17 protein-coding genes are annotated in these 15184 nt (G+C 57.6%); 8 read left to right on the top strand and 9 right to left on the bottom strand.

What is annotated here, in order from left to right:
- Positions 1-20: 20 nt before the first annotated feature.
- Together ACTIE1_RS12305 and hrcA are read right to left on the bottom strand one after the other, a co-directional pair.
- Positions 21-605 (bottom strand): nucleotide exchange factor GrpE, encoded by a 585-nt coding sequence (locus ACTIE1_RS12305; protein WP_439562695.1) that lies wholly within the window; start codon positions 603-605, stop codon positions 21-23.
- A 14-nt stretch (positions 606-619) separates the two neighbouring features.
- Complete coding sequence (hrcA, locus tag ACTIE1_RS12300; protein ID WP_439562694.1) at positions 620-1699, bottom strand: heat-inducible transcriptional repressor HrcA; 1080 nt, start codon at positions 1697-1699, stop codon at positions 620-622.
- A 137-nt stretch (positions 1700-1836) separates the two neighbouring features.
- On the opposite strand from hrcA, the gene rph reads away from it, so the two are divergent.
- Genes rph through hemW form a run of 4 tightly spaced genes read left to right on the top strand, consistent with a single transcriptional unit; the run spans position 1837 to position 4687 of the window.
- Positions 1837-2550, top strand: coding sequence for a ribonuclease PH (rph, locus tag ACTIE1_RS12295; RefSeq protein ID WP_439562693.1), 714 nt, complete (start codon positions 1837-1839; stop codon positions 2548-2550).
- Positions 2547-3155 (top strand): RdgB/HAM1 family non-canonical purine NTP pyrophosphatase, encoded by a 609-nt coding sequence (gene rdgB, locus ACTIE1_RS12290; protein WP_439562692.1) that lies wholly within the window; start codon positions 2547-2549, stop codon positions 3153-3155. Before rph ends, rdgB begins: the two co-directional genes overlap by 4 nt.
- Positions 3152-3526 carry a RidA family protein gene (locus ACTIE1_RS12285; RefSeq protein WP_439562691.1) on the top strand — a complete coding sequence of 125 codons (375 nt, stop codon included), beginning with the start codon at positions 3152-3154 and terminating at the stop codon, positions 3524-3526. Before rdgB ends, ACTIE1_RS12285 begins: the two co-directional genes overlap by 4 nt.
- A 3-nt stretch (positions 3527-3529) precedes the next feature.
- Positions 3530-4687 carry a radical SAM family heme chaperone HemW gene (gene hemW / locus ACTIE1_RS12280; protein WP_439562690.1) on the top strand — a complete coding sequence of 386 codons (1158 nt, stop codon included), beginning with the start codon at positions 3530-3532 and terminating at the stop codon, positions 4685-4687.
- Here the strand turns inward: hemW and ACTIE1_RS12275 are convergent.
- From ACTIE1_RS12275 to ACTIE1_RS12245, 7 genes are all read right to left on the bottom strand, one after another.
- Positions 4677-5567 carry a ParB/RepB/Spo0J family partition protein gene (locus ACTIE1_RS12275; RefSeq protein ID WP_439562689.1) on the bottom strand — a complete coding sequence of 297 codons (891 nt, stop codon included), beginning with the start codon at positions 5565-5567 and terminating at the stop codon, positions 4677-4679. The two genes, hemW and ACTIE1_RS12275, sit on opposite strands and share 11 nt — an antisense overlap.
- A complete protein-coding gene (locus tag ACTIE1_RS12270) occupies positions 5564-6379 on the bottom strand; it encodes a ParA family protein (RefSeq protein ID WP_439562688.1) in 816 nt (271 codons plus the stop codon). The genes ACTIE1_RS12275 and ACTIE1_RS12270 overlap by 4 nt, the downstream gene beginning before the upstream one ends.
- A complete protein-coding gene (gene rsmG, locus ACTIE1_RS12265; RefSeq protein WP_439562687.1) occupies positions 6372-6944 on the bottom strand; it encodes a 16S rRNA (guanine(527)-N(7))-methyltransferase RsmG in 573 nt (190 codons plus the stop codon). The genes ACTIE1_RS12270 and rsmG overlap by 8 nt, the downstream gene beginning before the upstream one ends.
- 41 nt (positions 6945-6985) lie before the next feature.
- Entirely contained in the window at positions 6986-8857 is a 1872-nt protein-coding gene (mnmG, locus tag ACTIE1_RS12260; RefSeq protein WP_439562686.1) for a tRNA uridine-5-carboxymethylaminomethyl(34) synthesis enzyme MnmG, read from the bottom strand.
- Between the two features lie 2 nt (positions 8858-8859).
- Entirely contained in the window at positions 8860-10146 is a 1287-nt protein-coding gene (gene mnmE, locus ACTIE1_RS12255) for a tRNA uridine-5-carboxymethylaminomethyl(34) synthesis GTPase MnmE (RefSeq protein ID WP_439562685.1), read from the bottom strand.
- Positions 10147-10156: 10 nt separating this feature from the next.
- The gene (gene rho / locus ACTIE1_RS12250) at positions 10157-11455 is read right to left on the bottom strand and encodes a transcription termination factor Rho (protein WP_439562734.1); all 1299 of its coding nucleotides are present in this window, start codon (positions 11453-11455) and stop codon (positions 10157-10159) included.
- Between the two features lie 145 nt (positions 11456-11600).
- Positions 11601-12041 carry a CopD family protein gene (locus ACTIE1_RS12245; protein ID WP_439562684.1) on the bottom strand — a complete coding sequence of 147 codons (441 nt, stop codon included), beginning with the start codon at positions 12039-12041 and terminating at the stop codon, positions 11601-11603.
- A 379-nt stretch (positions 12042-12420) separates the two neighbouring features.
- Between ACTIE1_RS12245 and ACTIE1_RS12240 the strand changes: the two genes are divergently transcribed.
- From ACTIE1_RS12240 to dnaQ, 4 genes are read left to right on the top strand one after another with little or no spacing between them, the layout of a single operon-like run.
- A complete protein-coding gene (locus tag ACTIE1_RS12240; RefSeq protein ID WP_439562683.1) occupies positions 12421-13014 on the top strand; it encodes a Maf family protein in 594 nt (197 codons plus the stop codon).
- On the top strand, positions 13011-13841 hold the full coding sequence (locus ACTIE1_RS12235; protein WP_439562682.1) for a shikimate dehydrogenase: 831 nt from the start codon (positions 13011-13013) through the stop codon (positions 13839-13841). Before ACTIE1_RS12240 ends, ACTIE1_RS12235 begins: the two co-directional genes overlap by 4 nt.
- Entirely contained in the window at positions 13838-14422 is a 585-nt protein-coding gene (gene coaE, locus ACTIE1_RS12230; protein WP_439562681.1) for a dephospho-CoA kinase, read from the top strand. Before ACTIE1_RS12235 ends, coaE begins: the two co-directional genes overlap by 4 nt.
- Positions 14415-15104, top strand: coding sequence for a DNA polymerase III subunit epsilon (dnaQ, locus tag ACTIE1_RS12225; RefSeq protein ID WP_439562680.1), 690 nt, complete (start codon positions 14415-14417; stop codon positions 15102-15104). Before coaE ends, dnaQ begins: the two co-directional genes overlap by 8 nt.
- The last annotated feature ends 80 nt before the right edge of the window (positions 15105-15184 follow it).

Genomic DNA, 15184 nt, shown 5'->3' with positions numbered 1-15184 from the left:
ACAAGGGGCAGAATGCCCCTTTACCCCGCGGGCGTCGATGAAACGCCCACATGTGCAGGGCGCAGCAACTGGTCATACAGTTTGAAACCGTCCGCCATGACCTGAATGATCTGGCCCGCCTTGAAATCGGGGACCGGCGCTTCAAACATTGCCTGATGGGCATGCGGGTCAAACATGTCGCCCACTTCGGGGCTGATACGTTCGACGCCGTGTTTCTGCATGACATTCGTCAATTCACGCAGGGTCAGTTCCACACCTTCAACCAGACCGCCAGCCGCGCTGCGCGTCTCGTCTGTCACGGCATTCAGCGCGCGCGACAGGTTGTCATAGACCGGCAGAATATCGCGCGCGATCTTGGACCCGCCATAAAGCTGCGCATCGCGGCGGTCTTTCTCGGCGCGTTTGCGGCTGTTCTCGGCCTCGGCCAGTGCGCGCATCATGCGGTCGCGCATTTCGTCACGCTCGGTGCGTGTGGCATCCAGCTCTGCCTCCAGCGCCAGATACGGGTCCGCATCCGGTGGCAGGTCGGCCTGTTGCTCGGGCGTCTGGTCTTGTGAAAACTCTGTTTCGGTTTCCGGATGCAGTGTCGGTTTCGGCTCGGCCATCTGTTTACTTTCCTTCACTCTGCCTGCCGGTCGGACAGGATCCGGCCGACAAGCTGCGCAGTATAATCCACAATCGGCACAATCCGCCCGTAGTTCAGCCGCGTAGGACCGATCACGCCGACAGCGCCAATAATCTTGCGTTCTGCGTTCATATAAGGGGAAACCACCAGACTTGAACCCGTAAGTGAAAAAAGTCTGTTTTCTGCCCCGATAAAAATGCGCACGCCTTCGCCCTGTTCTGTCAGTTCCAGAAATTCCGCAATATCGCGCTTGCGTTCCAGATCATCGAACAGGGTCCGAATGCGGTCGATATCTTCAGTGCCGGCCCCTTCGTCAAGCAGATTCGCGCGCCCGCGCACAATCAGGCGTTCCTGCGGTTCGCCTTCATTTTCCCAAACGGCCAGACCCTGTTCCACAAGGCTGGCGGCCAGCACATCAATCTCGCGCCTGTTGCGGCTGATCTCGCGGCGAAACCGTGCCAGAAGCTGGGTAACGCTGGCCCCTTCGACCATGGAATTCAGGTAATTTGCCGCCTCCCTCAGGGCCGAAGGGGTCAACCCGCGCGGCGGGGTAAAGACGCGGTTTTCAACATGGCCATCCACGAAAACCAACACCACCAGCGCCCGATCAGGGGCAAGGCTGACAAATTCGATATGACGCAGCGCCGCTTCGTGTTTGGGCGACAACACCAATGACGCGCCTTGCGTCACCCCGCTTAACGCGCCGCCGACCGCATCCAGCAAACTGGCCACATCGCGTTCATTGCTGCCCATCGTGCTGTCAAGTTTGGCGCGGTCGGCATTGTCCAGCGGTGCAACCTCCAACAGGGAATCCACGAACAGGCGCAGCCCCAGATTTGTAGGCACCCGCCCCGCCGAGACATGCGGACTGTCCAGCAGGCCCAGATATTCCAGATCCTGCATCACATTGCGCACAGTCGCAGCCGAGACTTTCTCGCTCATATCGCGGGTCAGACTGCGCGAGCCCACAGGCGCGCCGGTTCCCAGATAGGATTCCACCACCCTGCGAAACACCTCGCGAGAGCGGTCGTTCATTTCTGACAGAAGTTCGGCAGAGTTTCGGGTTTCAGGCATGGGCCACCTTATGGCGGATACAGGTTAAGGACAGCATAAATCGACTTTAAATCAGCGTATAATTCAAGGGGTATCAGGCTTGCACACGGGCTATGCGTCCCTGTATGCGTGGCGTGAAACAGCAAAGGACACCTGCCATGCGCCCCTCTGGACGTGACTTAGACAGTTTACGCGAAATTTCAATCGAACCCAATGTGACCAAACATGCCGAAGGGTCATGCCTGATCACTGTTGGCGATACGAAGGTCATTTGTACCGCTTCCCTTGAAGACCGCACACCACCCTTTTTGCGCAACACCGGTCTGGGTTGGGTGACCGCAGAATACGGCATGTTGCCACGGTCCACCAATACCCGCATGCGCCGCGAATCCGCATCTGGCAAACAACAAGGTAGAACCGTTGAAATTCAACGGCTTATTGGACGTTCCTTGCGCGCATGCGTGGACCGTTCGGCACTGGGTGAACGCCAGATCACCATTGATTGCGATGTTATTCAGGCCGATGGCGGCACGCGCTGCGCGGCCATCACCGGCGGCTGGGTGGCCCTGCGGCTTGCGGTGAACAAACTGCTGAAGGCCGGCGATATCGTGTCGGACCCGATCACCGACCATCTGGCGGCGGTCAGCTGCGGCATCTATGCAGGCCAGCCCGTCCTTGATCTGGACTACGCCGAGGACAGCAGCGCAGGCGTTGACGGAAACTTTATCCTGCTTGGCTCTGGCAGGTTGGTCGAGGTGCAGATGAGTGCGGAAGGCGCGACCTTCTCGCGTATGGAAATGGATAAGCTGATGGATCTGGCCGAAAAAGGTGTCGGCGAACTGGTCGCCGCCCAGAAAGCCGCCATCGCATGAGGGGCTTTTCCGAAAGCACCTTGCTGGTCGCCACACATAACGCCGGCAAGCTGGAGGAATTCCGCCAGATCATGGCTCCGCTGGGTATTTCCGTGACATCAGCCGCTGAACACGCCCTGCCCGAACCTGATGAGACGGAAACCACATTCATCGGCAATGCGCGGATCAAAGCACATGCCGCCGCGCGCGCCACGGGTCTGCCCGCACTGGCCGACGATTCCGGGCTGGAAGTCATGGCCCTGGACGGCGCGCCCGGCGTGTACACTGCCGATTGGGCCGAAACGCCCAACGGGCGTGATTTCATCATGGCCATGGAAAAGACCCATGCCAAACTTGTGGGATCTGGCGCCCCGCAACCATGGCAGGCGCGGTTTTGCTGCACATTGGTTCTGGCCTGGCCCGATGGCCATGACGAGGTGTTTGAAGGCTTCGTCAATGGCCAGCTTGTCTGGCCTTACCGTGGCCAGACCGGCCATGGATACGACCCCATGTTCCAACCTGACGGCCATACCCGCACATTCGCGGAAATGACGCCTGATGAAAAAAACGCGCTTTCCCACCGCGGCGCAGCCATTGCCGCCCTTCTGAAAGGATGTTTCACGTGAAACGCATCTCGACCGGGTCCCCGTTTGAAAAGACCATGGGCTACAGCCGCGCTGTGGTCAAAGGGGATTGGTGCTTCGTCTCTGGTGTCACCGGCTATGATTATGCCACCATGACAATGCCCGAAAGCGTCGCCGATCAGGCGCGCAACTGTTTCGCCACCATCGCCAAGGCGTTGTCCGAAGGCGGCTTCAGCATGACCGACATTGTGCGTGTGCAATACACCCTGACCGATGCCGCATTGCTGGATGACCTGCTGCCCGCCTTGGGCGAGGCGATGGGCGACATTCGCCCCGCCGCCACAATGGTTATCGCGGGTCTAATCAAGCCTGAAATGCTGATTGAAATCGAAGTCACCGCACTGAAAGGCTGAAGAATGCAAGACTGGCAGAATGGCGGCTTTGGCCTGTATATTCATTGGCCATTTTGCCAGTCGAAATGCCCCTACTGCGATTTCAACAGCCATGTCGCCGCCCATATCAACCAACGCGCATGGGCGGCGGCCTATCTGTCGGAAATCGACCGTATTGCACTAACCACCGGCGACCGGCTGCTGAACACCGTGTTTTTTGGCGGCGGCACCCCCAGCCTGATGGACCCCGACATTGTGGCTGCCCTGCTGGACCGTATCCGCGCCCGATGGACCACCGCCAATGATTTCGAAGTCACGCTGGAGGCAAACCCGTCATCGGTCGAGGCAGGTCGCTTTCGCGCCTATGCCGACGCGGGCGTCAACCGCATTTCCATGGGCATTCAGGCCCTGAATGATGCCGACCTGACGCGCCTTGGCCGTTTGCATTCTGTGGCCGAAGGGCGCGCTGCGTTTGATATTGCACGCGCGGCCTTCAACCGCGTCAGTTTCGACCTGATCTATGCGCGCCAGTTCCAGACCCTGACACAATGGCAGGATGAATTGAAGCTGGCCCTGTCCATGGCTGTTGACCATTTGTCACTGTATCAACTGACCATTGAATCCGGCACAGCCTTCGGGGCGCGTCATGCACAAGGCGGGCTGAAGGGCCTGCCTGATGACGAAATTTCAGCCGATATGTATATGATAACACAGGAAATTTGTGATGCGTATGGCATGCCCGCCTATGAAATTTCCAACCATGCCCGCGATGGCGCGCAGTCGCGTCACAACCTGATTTACTGGCGCTATGGGGATTATGCCGGCATTGGCCCCGGCGCGCACGGGCGACTGACCAAGGGTGGCGCACGAATTGCCACACAAACGCCGCTGCACCCGCAAACATGGCTGGATCAGGTCAACACACTGGGCCATGGCGAAAGCCCGCCCCAGACCATTCCACGCGATGAACAGGCGCTGGAATACCTGATGATGTCACTTCGCCTGTCCGAAGGGGCTGATATTACGCGATATCAGTCACTTGCAGGGCATTCACTGCCCGAAAACCGTATTCAGGCGCTGGTGTCTGACGGGTTCATCACCCGAGTTGGCGACCGCATCGCCGCAACTGCAACAGGGCGCCCCGTTCTGAACGCCCTCTTGCGCGAACTACTTATACAATAGGGTTCCCCAACACCTTGCACAGGCGGTCCATTTCCTCGATCGAGCGGTATTTGATGACCACATGCCCCTTGCCGCCACCATCATAGGAAATATCAACAGGCAGTTTCAGCGCCGCAGATAGATCATTCTGCAATGCAATAAGATCGGCATCCTTCTCGGACTTGCGCGCGGATGCTTTCTTCGCAGTGGGCGAATCCGGTTTTTTGACTAATGCTTCGGTCTGGCGCACGCTTAACCCTTCGGCCACGACCTTGCGCGCCAGGGTGGACGGCAAGTCTGCTGTAATCAGCGCGCGCGCATGCCCCGCGCTAAGGCGTCCGTCACGCAGCAACGCCTGCACATCGTCTGGCAGGTTCAGCAGGCGCATCAGGTTCGCAATATGCGACCGGCTTTTGCCCATCGCCTCGGCCAGTTTTTCCTGCGTATGGCCAAACCGTTCAATCAACTGCCGATAGCCCATCGCCTCCTCTACGGGGTTCAGGTCGGCGCGCTGGATATTTTCGATAATCGCGATTTCTAACACTTCTGTATCGGTAAAATCCCGAATGATTACAGGCACTTCATGCACCTGCGCCCGCTGCGCGGCACGCCACCGGCGTTCACCTGCGATGATTTCAAACATATCACCCTTGGGCCGGACAATCAGCGGCTGAATGACACCCTTTTCCTTGATGGACGCCGCGAGTTCGGCCAGCGCTGTATCGTCAAAATGCCTGCGCGGCTGATCGGGGTTCGGTATCAGCTTCTCAACAGGCATATTCTGATCACGGGGTTTCGCGCCTGCGCTGGGGGCATCGGTCTGCGCAGTTGCTGCCACGTCGGCCATCAAGGCGGACAAACCGCGGCCCAATCCGCGCCGTTCAGGCTTGCGTTCAGTCATGATACTGCCCTTTCCTTCAGGGTTTTGTTATGTTTTTCAAGCAGTTCCACAGCAAGCTGACGATAGGCCATCGCACCTTTTGACTGCGTGTCATACTGCAAAACCGGCACCGCATATGACGGCGCTTCGCTTATGCGGACATTGCGCGGCACAATGGTCTTGAACACCAGATCACCCAGATTACCACGCGCGTCTTCTTCCACCTGCTGGGCCAGATTGTTGCGCTTGTCATACATGGTCAGCAAAATACCTTCGATCCGCAGATGCGGATTCGCTGTATCCCTTAGCTCCCTGATCGTAAGCATAAGCTGCGACAGCCCTTCCAGCGCAAAGAACTCGGCCTGAAGGGGCACAAGGACCGAATGCGACGCAACCATCGCATTGACGGTCAGCAAACTAAGCGATGGCGGGCAATCGATCAGAATATAATCAAACCCCTGATGCAGGATATCCGGCTGGCGCAGTGCATCATGCAGCAAATGCGACCGCCGCGCGCGCGACATCAATTCAATATCAGCTGAAGATAAGTCCGTCGTGGCAGGCACCAGATACAGGCCGTCCTGTTCGGTCTGGACAATGATCTTTTCGGCGGAAACTTCTGCAAAAATAAGGTCATAGGTGGTATATTTCCGCGCGCCCGGCTCCACCCCCAATCCGGTCGAGGCGTTGCCCTGCGGGTCAAGGTCGATCAGAAGCGTGCGCATACCCTGTTCTGCCAGGGCAGAGGCAAGATTGATCGCGGTTGTGGTTTTCCCCACGCCGCCCTTCTGGTTGGCAATCGCGATAATTCGGGTGGTTCCTGGGTTAGGCACGCGAAAGCTCCTTTATCACTAGCAGACGTGCCGCCGGATCGGTCTTGCTGACATGGGACGATGCGCTGAACATCCAGTCAGTGCGCGCGGCGGCAACCTCTTCTTCCCATGTTTTTCCCTTTGGCAAAAGGGCTATTCCACCCTTGGCGACATGGCGATGCACCCATGACAATAATTGCGGCAAGGGCGCAAGGGCACGGGCAGAAACAATATCGGCATTGCACGGGGCGACAGCTTCCGCACGCTCGGCCAGAACGGTCATTTTCAGGTCCAACGCGCGCGCAATAACCATCAGGGATGCGGCTTTTCGCTTGTCACTTTCAATCAATGTGAAGGCACATTCCGGCATATACTGTTTGGCCAGAATCGCACAAACAACACCCGGCAACCCCCCGCCCGATCCCAGATCGACCCAGGTTTTGGCCTGTCGCGGGGCGGTAGCGAAAACCTGCGCTGAATCTGCGATATGTCGCGACCACAGATCGGGAATCGTGGCCGGTGCAACAAGGTTTATCTTGCTGTTCCACTTTTTCAGATGGTCCGCAAATTGTGTCAGGTCGTCCATTGTTTCACGTGAAACATCGACACCCGCGATACATTGCGCCGTCATGCTGTCAGGCGCTTTTCATGTTGCTGGATTCGCGACAGCAGCAGAACAAGCGCCGCAGGGGTCATCCCCTCTATGCGGGCGGCATGCGACAGGGTTTCAGGTTGCGCACGACGAAGTTTGCCCATCAATTCATTCGACAAGCCGCTGACACTCTCAAAATCAAACCCGTCCGGAAAGCGCCGGTTTTCGTCCGCTTTCAGGGCTTTTATCTGCGAGTCCTGCCGTTCAAGATAGGCATGATAGACCATTTCCTTCTGAAGCTGGGCTTTCGTCGCGACGTCGATTCCCGCCAATTCCGGCGCCAGTTTTTCAAGGGCGGCAAAGTCGAAACCCGACAGGCCCAGTAATGTCAGGGCATCCCGACGAACGCCATCCTCGCTGACTTTGTGTCCGCTGGCGTTTAGTTGTCGGGACGTGAATGTGACGCCGCGCATTCTGGTCCGCGCACCTTCCAGCCGGTCAAGTTTGTCCTGAAACGCGCGTTTGCGTTCATCCGACACGCAGCCAAGCGTCAACCCGACCGGCGTAAGCCGCTGATCCGCATTGTCAGCACGCAACGAAAGCCGATATTCGGCCCGCGATGTAAACATACGATAGGGTTCTGCAACGCCGCGCAAGATCAGGTCGTCAATCATAACCCCGATATAGCTGTCGGTGCGGCTAAAACTGGCTGGCGCGCGGTCCTGCGCATACAGCGCGGCGTTCAGACCGGCAACCAGCCCCTGCGCGCCCGCTTCTTCATATCCGGTGGTGCCGTTGATCTGGCCTGCCAGATAGAAACCATCCAGCGCCTTAAGCTGCAGGGACGACTTCAGCGCGCGCGGATCAAGATAGTCATATTCAATCGCATAACCGGGCTGGATGATGCGGACATGCTCCAGCCCGCTGATGGTGCGGACATAGGCTTCCTGCACTTCGGCGGGCAGCGATGTGGAAATACCGTTCGGATATACTGTGTCATCGTCCAGCCCTTCCGGTTCCAGAAAAACCTGATGCGACGATTTATCGGCGAAGCGGGTAATCTTATCCTCGATTGACGGGCAATACCGCGGCCCCACCCCTTCAATCTGCCCCCCGTACATGGCGGAACGCGACAGATTTTCACGAACAATATCATGGGTTTGTGTATTCGTATGCGTGATCGCACAAGATACCTGATCCGCGATCACCTGCTTCGTTTGAAACGACAGGAATTCCGGATCATCATCCCCCGGTTGCGATTCAAGCTGGTCCCAGTTGATGGTTTTGCCATCAAGTCGCGGTGGGGTTCCGGTTTTCAGACGCCCCATAGGCAACCCGAGGCCGCGCAACTGCTGCGCAAGGATGCTGGAGGCCGCATTGCCCATACGCCCCGCCGGATAGGTCACGTCGCCGATAAAGACCTTGCCCCCAAGGAAAGTGCCGGTTGTCAACACAACGGATTTTGCATGCAGGCTGGTTTCGGAATTCAATGTCACGCCTGTGACCTGCGTTCCCTGCACTATCAGGGCTGTCACTTCTGCCTCAATAATATCAAGCCGGTCGGTATTCATAACCGCCCGCCCGACAAATTCACGATACCGCTTGCGGTCGGCCTGAACGCGCGGGCCTTGAACGGCTGGCCCTTTGGACCGGTTCAACAGCCTGTATTGTATCGCCGCATAGTCGCCTGCGCGCCCCATCAAACCATCCAGCGCGTCAATCTCGCGCACAAGGTGGCCCTTGCCCAGCCCGCCAATGGCGGGGTTGCAGGACATCACCCCAAGGTCGTCCTTGCGAAAGGTCACCAACGCGGTTTGCGCCCCCATCCGAGAGGCGGCCAGCGCTGCCTCGGTTCCGGCATGCCCGCCGCCAATCACAATGACATCGTAATGTTTCACGTGAAACACTCCTACTTGCCGATACAGAAGGAACTGAAAATGTCCCCCAGCAGATCCTCGACATCTATTTTGCCAATCAGCGAATCAAGCGCATCGATGGCTTGTCGAATATCCGCTGCCAGTAACTCTGCGATATAATCCTGTGCGGTTAATTTATCAATCGCATCGGTCAGCGCTGCTTGCGCTGATATCATCGCCTGAAGGTGCCTGCGCCGCACGGTAACCCCATCGCGCGCAACACGTTGTGAAAGGGTATCGGTGATGCGCGACAGAAGTATATCCAGCCCTTCACCCGTCACGCCGGACACGCCACCAGTATGGTCAGGATACAGGTCTGCCTTGCCGAACATGACGATATCATTTGTTAAAACATCTACTGGTGGGGGTGTGTCTGGTGTATCACACAATATGATGCGCAAATCCGCCTGTCTGGCACGCTGCTGCCCGCGCGCGATACCGATGGATTCGATCTGCTCATCCGTGTCGCGCAAGCCAGCGGTATCCAGCAGGGTAACGGCAAATCCGCCAATATCCATGCGCAGTTCGATAACATCGCGCGTTGTGCCCGCAATGTCGGATGTGATCGCCGCATCCCGCCCCGCAAGCGCATTTAGCAACGTGGATTTCCCGGCATTCACGGACCCGATGATCGCAATCTCAAAACCCGTCTGGACACGTTCGCGCGCGCCCTGCCCTGCGATTTCCACCTGCAACTGGTCTTGCACGATCCTCAGTTCGGACAGGATCTGGTCATCCCAATTGCCAACATCTTCTTCGACGAAATCGATGCCAGCCTCGATCAGTGCGGCGGCTTTTAGCAAATGCGCGCGCCAGCCATTCACCAGTTTGCCGATTGCCCCATCCAGAACCCGCAACGCCTGTCGCCGCTGGCTTTCGGTTTCGGCGTCCAGCAGATCGCCCAGCCCTTCAACCTGCGTCAGGTCCATGACGCCGTTTTCAAGCGCGCGGCGTGTAAATTCACCGGGCTGCGCCAGCCGCAAACCATGATCTTGCGCAAGGCAGGATTCGACCGCCGAAACCGTCGCCAGACTGCCATGCACCATAAGTTCGGCCACATCCTCGCCGGTGAAACTTGCCCCCTTGGCGAAGGCAATCACCAACCCATGGTCCAGCAATTCGCCTGCCTGATTCACCAGCTTGCGCAGCGCAGCTTGCCTGAATGGCGGCACATCCCCCGCCACCGCGCGCAAAACAGCATGTGCGCGCGGGCCGGAAATGCGAATGACCGAAACGCCCGATTTCCCGCGGGCAGAGGCCAGCGCGAAAATCGTGTCCATCGCGGCCCCCTTATGTGTTCATTGAGTCGAAGAAATCGCTGTTCGTCTTGGTCTGCTTCAACTTGGATATCAGGAACTCGATCGCGTCGGTCGTGCCCATCGGGTTCAGGATGCGGCGCAATACGAATGTTTTTTGCAGATCGATCTTTTCGATCAGCAAATCTTCCTTACGGGTGCCGGATTTCAGAATATCAATAGCGGGGAACACGCGCTTGTCAGCAACTTTACGGTCAAGCACGATTTCACTGTTACCTGTGCCTTTGAATTCTTCAAAGATCACTTCATCCATCCGCGACCCTGTATCGATCAGGGCCGTTGCGATAATCGTCAGCGACCCCCCTTCTTCGATGTTGCGTGCGGCCCCAAAGAAGCGCTTGGGGCGCTGCAAGGCGTTCGCATCGACCCCACCCGTCAGCACCTTGCCAGAGCTGGGCACAACCGTGTTAAACGCGCGCCCAAGGCGTGTGATGGAATCCAGCAGAATGACCACATCGCGCTTGTGTTCGACAAGGCGCTTGGCCTTCTCGATCACCATTTCGGACACGGCTACGTGGCGTGTTGCTGGTTCATCGAAGGTCGAGGCAATCACTTCCCCTTTGACCGAACGCTGCATGTCCGTCACCTCTTCGGGGCGTTCATCAATCAGCAGGACGATCAAGTAGCATTCCGGGTGGTTCTTCTCGATGCTATGGGCAATGTTTTGCAGCAGAACGGTTTTACCCGTGCGCGGCGGCGCCACAATCAAGGCACGCTGCCCCTTGCCCAACGGCGAGACAATATCGATGATGCGCGCTGAACGATCCTTGGTCGCAGGATCATTCGTTTCCATCCACAAACGCTCATCAGGGTAAAGCGGCGTCAGGTTGTCAAAATGGACCTTGTGGCGCGCTTTTTCCGGAACATCAAAATTGATTTGCGTGACTTTTGTAATCGCGAAATAGCGCTCATTCTCGGCGGGGGCCTGAATTTCGCCTTCGATCGTGTCACCACTGCGCAGCGAATACTGCCGGATCATTTCAGGGGAAACATAAATGTCATCAGGACCGGGAAGGTAGTTCGCCTCGGGCGAGCGTAAAAACCCGAACCCGTCCTGCAACACCTCGATCACGCCATCACCAAAGATGGTCCAGCCATCTTCTGCGCGTTCCTTCAGGATAGAGAACATCATCTCGCCCTTGCGCATGGACGGTGCATTCTCGATTTCCAGATCCTCAGCCATCGACAGCAGTTCAGCCGGGCTTTTCGCCTTCAGATCGGCTAGGTTAAGACTTCCAGCCTCTTCGGACTCGAATTCTTCATCGGGGGTCATGACATCAGACATGGGAAATCCTGCTTGCCCGCATACCCGTATTATTCGGGTGGCGCGGTCATCTGTTTATGTTTCACGTGAAACGCTATTGCCGGACGGCACAGCAAGAATGCCTTATACCCAAATCAAGGTTGAGTCAATCTGCCTAGAACTTCACAACCACCGACAAGACAATGACGACCATCAACACAGTCGGCACTTCATTCATCATGCGGTAGTTGCGGCCGGTCAGGGTGTTTTCCCCCAAGGCGAAGATGCGCCTGCGTCTGGCGCACCACATGTGGAACCATGTCATACCGATCAGCGCGATAAACTTGCTATAGGGCCAGATTGCCCCTGTATCCAGCACCCAAGGCATGGCAGCCAGTGTCAAACCTGTCAGCCATGCAACAATCATGGCAGGGTTCATGATGACGCGCAGCAGCTTCAGTTCCATCGTCTCGAATATGCCGGCCATGCCCTGCGCCTCTTGGCCGCGTTCCACATGATAGACAAACAATCGTGGAAGATAGAACAACCCTGCCATCCAGCTGATAACAGCCATGATGTGCAGTGCCTTGATCCAAGGATAGAGGGTAGAGAGCATTATTGGGCCTTTCGATACCTGCATCTAAATTAAATAAAGAAATATAGAAAGGAAATGATGATGTAGTAGGGCCTGTTGATATGGGGATAAGATTGTTATCCACACTTATACACACAGGCAAAACAGCAGAACACTTTTATATTTCGGACGAAAATATACATAATATCAATGCTTTAAGATAGAACAAAAATGGAATATCGTGATTTTTCCAGAACATGAAAATATTTATCCACATGCGCGAAAAAGCCGTTTCCACATGTGGGTTTTTTCGCATGGACCCTTGCACGAGGGTGGGTAAAGTGACAGCACAGCCGCAGTGACGGGGTTACCCCGACATTGTACTGTTGTTTCAAGGCGGGATTCACACAAGGTTATCCACATGTCTTTTGTTCTGGCTTCCGGTTCGGCCATTCGGGCGCAGATGTTGCGAAATGCCGGACTTGATATTGACGTGCAGTCTGCGCGTGTCGATGAATCCGCTATTCGCGATGCCCTGCTTCTTGAGGGGGCAACGCCGCGTGACATTGCCGACGCGCTGGCCGAATCCAAGGCGCGCAAGGTCGCTGGCCGCCGGTTTGATGCCTATGTCTTGGGGTGTGACCAGGTCTTGTCCTTGCAAGGTGCCTGCCTGAACAAGCCGGAAACCGAACAGGATGCCCGCGATCAACTGGCCCGTTTGCGGGGCCAGACACATCAGCTTCTGTCCGCGGCGGTGTTGTATCATGGCGGTGAACCTGTCTGGCGGCATGTGGGCGTGGCGCGGTTGACGATGCGGCCGTTTTCCGACAGCTTTCTGGACAGCTATGTTACGCGCAACTGGCCCGGTATTTCCGAGTCTGTCGGCGCCTATAAGCTGGAGGAGGAAGGCGTGCGGCTGTTTGCCCAGATTCAGGGTGATTATTTCACCATACTTGGCCTGCCCCTGCTGGAATTGCTGAACTATCTGTCCTTGCGCGGGGTGATCGAGGGATGAGTATAATACCACTGGCAGGCGTTATCGGCAGTCCGGTCGGGCACAGCAAATCACCGCTGGTGCACGGGTCATGGTTGCAGGACTACGGGGTGCGCGGGCATTATGTGCCCTTGCATGTTGAACCGGACGCCTTGGAACAGGTCTTGCGGGCCATGCCGCATATGGGGTTTGTGGGCGCAAATGTGACCATTCCGCATAAGGAACAGGTGCTGGCGCTGGCAGATGACGTGTCGCCTGTCGCAGCCCGTATCGGGGCGGCGAATACGCTGACATTTGGTGCGGACGGGCGTATCCATGCGGATAACACCGACGGTTATGGTTTTCTGGCGAATTTGCAGCAATCCGCGCCCGACTGGCGGGCGGATGGTGGTCCGGCGCTGGTTCTGGGGGCGGGCGGTGCTGCGCGGGCCATTATTGTGGCGCTGCTGGAAGCGGGTGTTCCGCAAATACGCCTGTGCAACCGGACCCATGCGCGCGCTGCGGCATTGGCACGCGACTTCGGGCCGCAGGTGGTTGTTCGGGACTGGTCCGAACGTGCGCAGGGGCTGGACGATCTGGGCTTGGTGGTGAACACATCGTCACTGGGCATGGTGGGCAACCCTGCGCTGGACATGCCGCTTGACGGGTTGGCCGCTGATGCATTGGTCACCGATATTGTCTACACGCCGCTGATGACGGATCTACTGCAACAGGCGCAGGACCGTGGCAACGCCGTTGTTGACGGGTTGGGCATGCTGCTGCATCAGGCTGTGCCGGGGTTTGAACGCTGGTTCGGGCACAGGCCGCAGGTCACCGCTGATCTGCGTGCGCTGGTGTTGGGTCAATGACACCCTATGTGCTGGGCCTGACGGGGTCCATTGGTATGGGAAAATCGACCACCGCGCAAATGTTCCGCGACGAAGGGGTGCCCGTCTGGGACGCCGATGCAAGCGTGCACGCGCTATATGCCAAAGGCGGTGCGGCGGTGGCCCCTGTCGGCGCGCTATGCCCGCAAGCGGTGGTCGACGGCGCGATTGACCGACAGCGGCTGAAACACTGGATTGCGCAGGACAGCACAGCCCTGCGCCAGTTGGAGGGGGTGGTGCACCCGCTGGTTGCCGCCGACAGGGCCGCGTTCATTGCGGGCACGGATGCCCCTTTGGTTGTGCTGGATGTGCCGCTGTTGCTGGAAGGGGGCACACCCGTTGACGGGGTGCTGGTGGTCACCGCCCCGCCTGAGGTGCAGCGCGCCCGCGTGCTGGCCCGCGATGGCATGACGGCGCAGCAGTTCGACTTGATCCTGTCGCGCCAGATGTCCGATGCAGATAAACGCGCGCGCGCGGATTTTATCATTGAAACAGTTGATATGGACAGCGCCCGCGCCAAAGTGCGGGACGTGATTGCCAAATTGGGGGCAGGTGATGCGTGAACTGGTAATGGACACCGAAACCACAGGGTTTGAACCCAGCGAAGGGCACCGGATTGTTGAAATCGGTGTGGTCGAACTGGTGAACCTGATGCCCACGGGGCGCACCTATCATCAGTATATCAACCCCGAACGCCCCATGCCGAAAGAGGCGTTTGACGTGCACGGGCTGGGAGATGAATTTCTGCGCGACAAGCCGGTGTTCAAGCATATTGTGAAGGATTTTCTGGCCTTTATCGGGGATGACCGGCTGGTGATCCACAATGCCAGTTTTGATATGCGGTTCATCAATGCCGAACTGGGCTGGCTGAACCTGCCGCCCCTGCCCGATGACCGCGCGTTTGATACGCTGACATTGGCGCGCAAGAAATTTCCCGGCTCGCCCGCGTCGCTGGATGCACTGTGCCGCCGGTTCTCCATCGACAATTCGTCGCGCACCCTGCATGGCGCGCTGTTGGACAGTGAAATTCTGGCAGAGGTGTATCTGGAACTTCTGGGCGGGCAGCAGCCGGATTTCGGGCTAAGCTCGTCCTCTGGCAATGTCAGCGCGAACCAGTCCCGCCAGCCCCTGCCCAAACGCCCCAGTCCCCTGCCCCCGCGCCTGACCGAGGAAGAGCGCGCCGCGCATGCGGCATTTGTGCAGGATATCGGGGATGGCGCGATCTGGCGGAAATACGGGGGGTAATTTGTGGGTGTTTTGGTCGGTGTGCTTGGACAAAGCCCGCGCCATCGGTGGGCCGGGGTCTGCCGATCCAGCGTGATAGA

This window comes from Roseinatronobacter sp. (assembly GCF_051859525.1).
GTDB lineage: Bacteria > Pseudomonadota > Alphaproteobacteria > Rhodobacterales > Rhodobacteraceae > Roseinatronobacter.
This window is presented reverse-complemented; position numbering and strand designations above follow the sequence as displayed.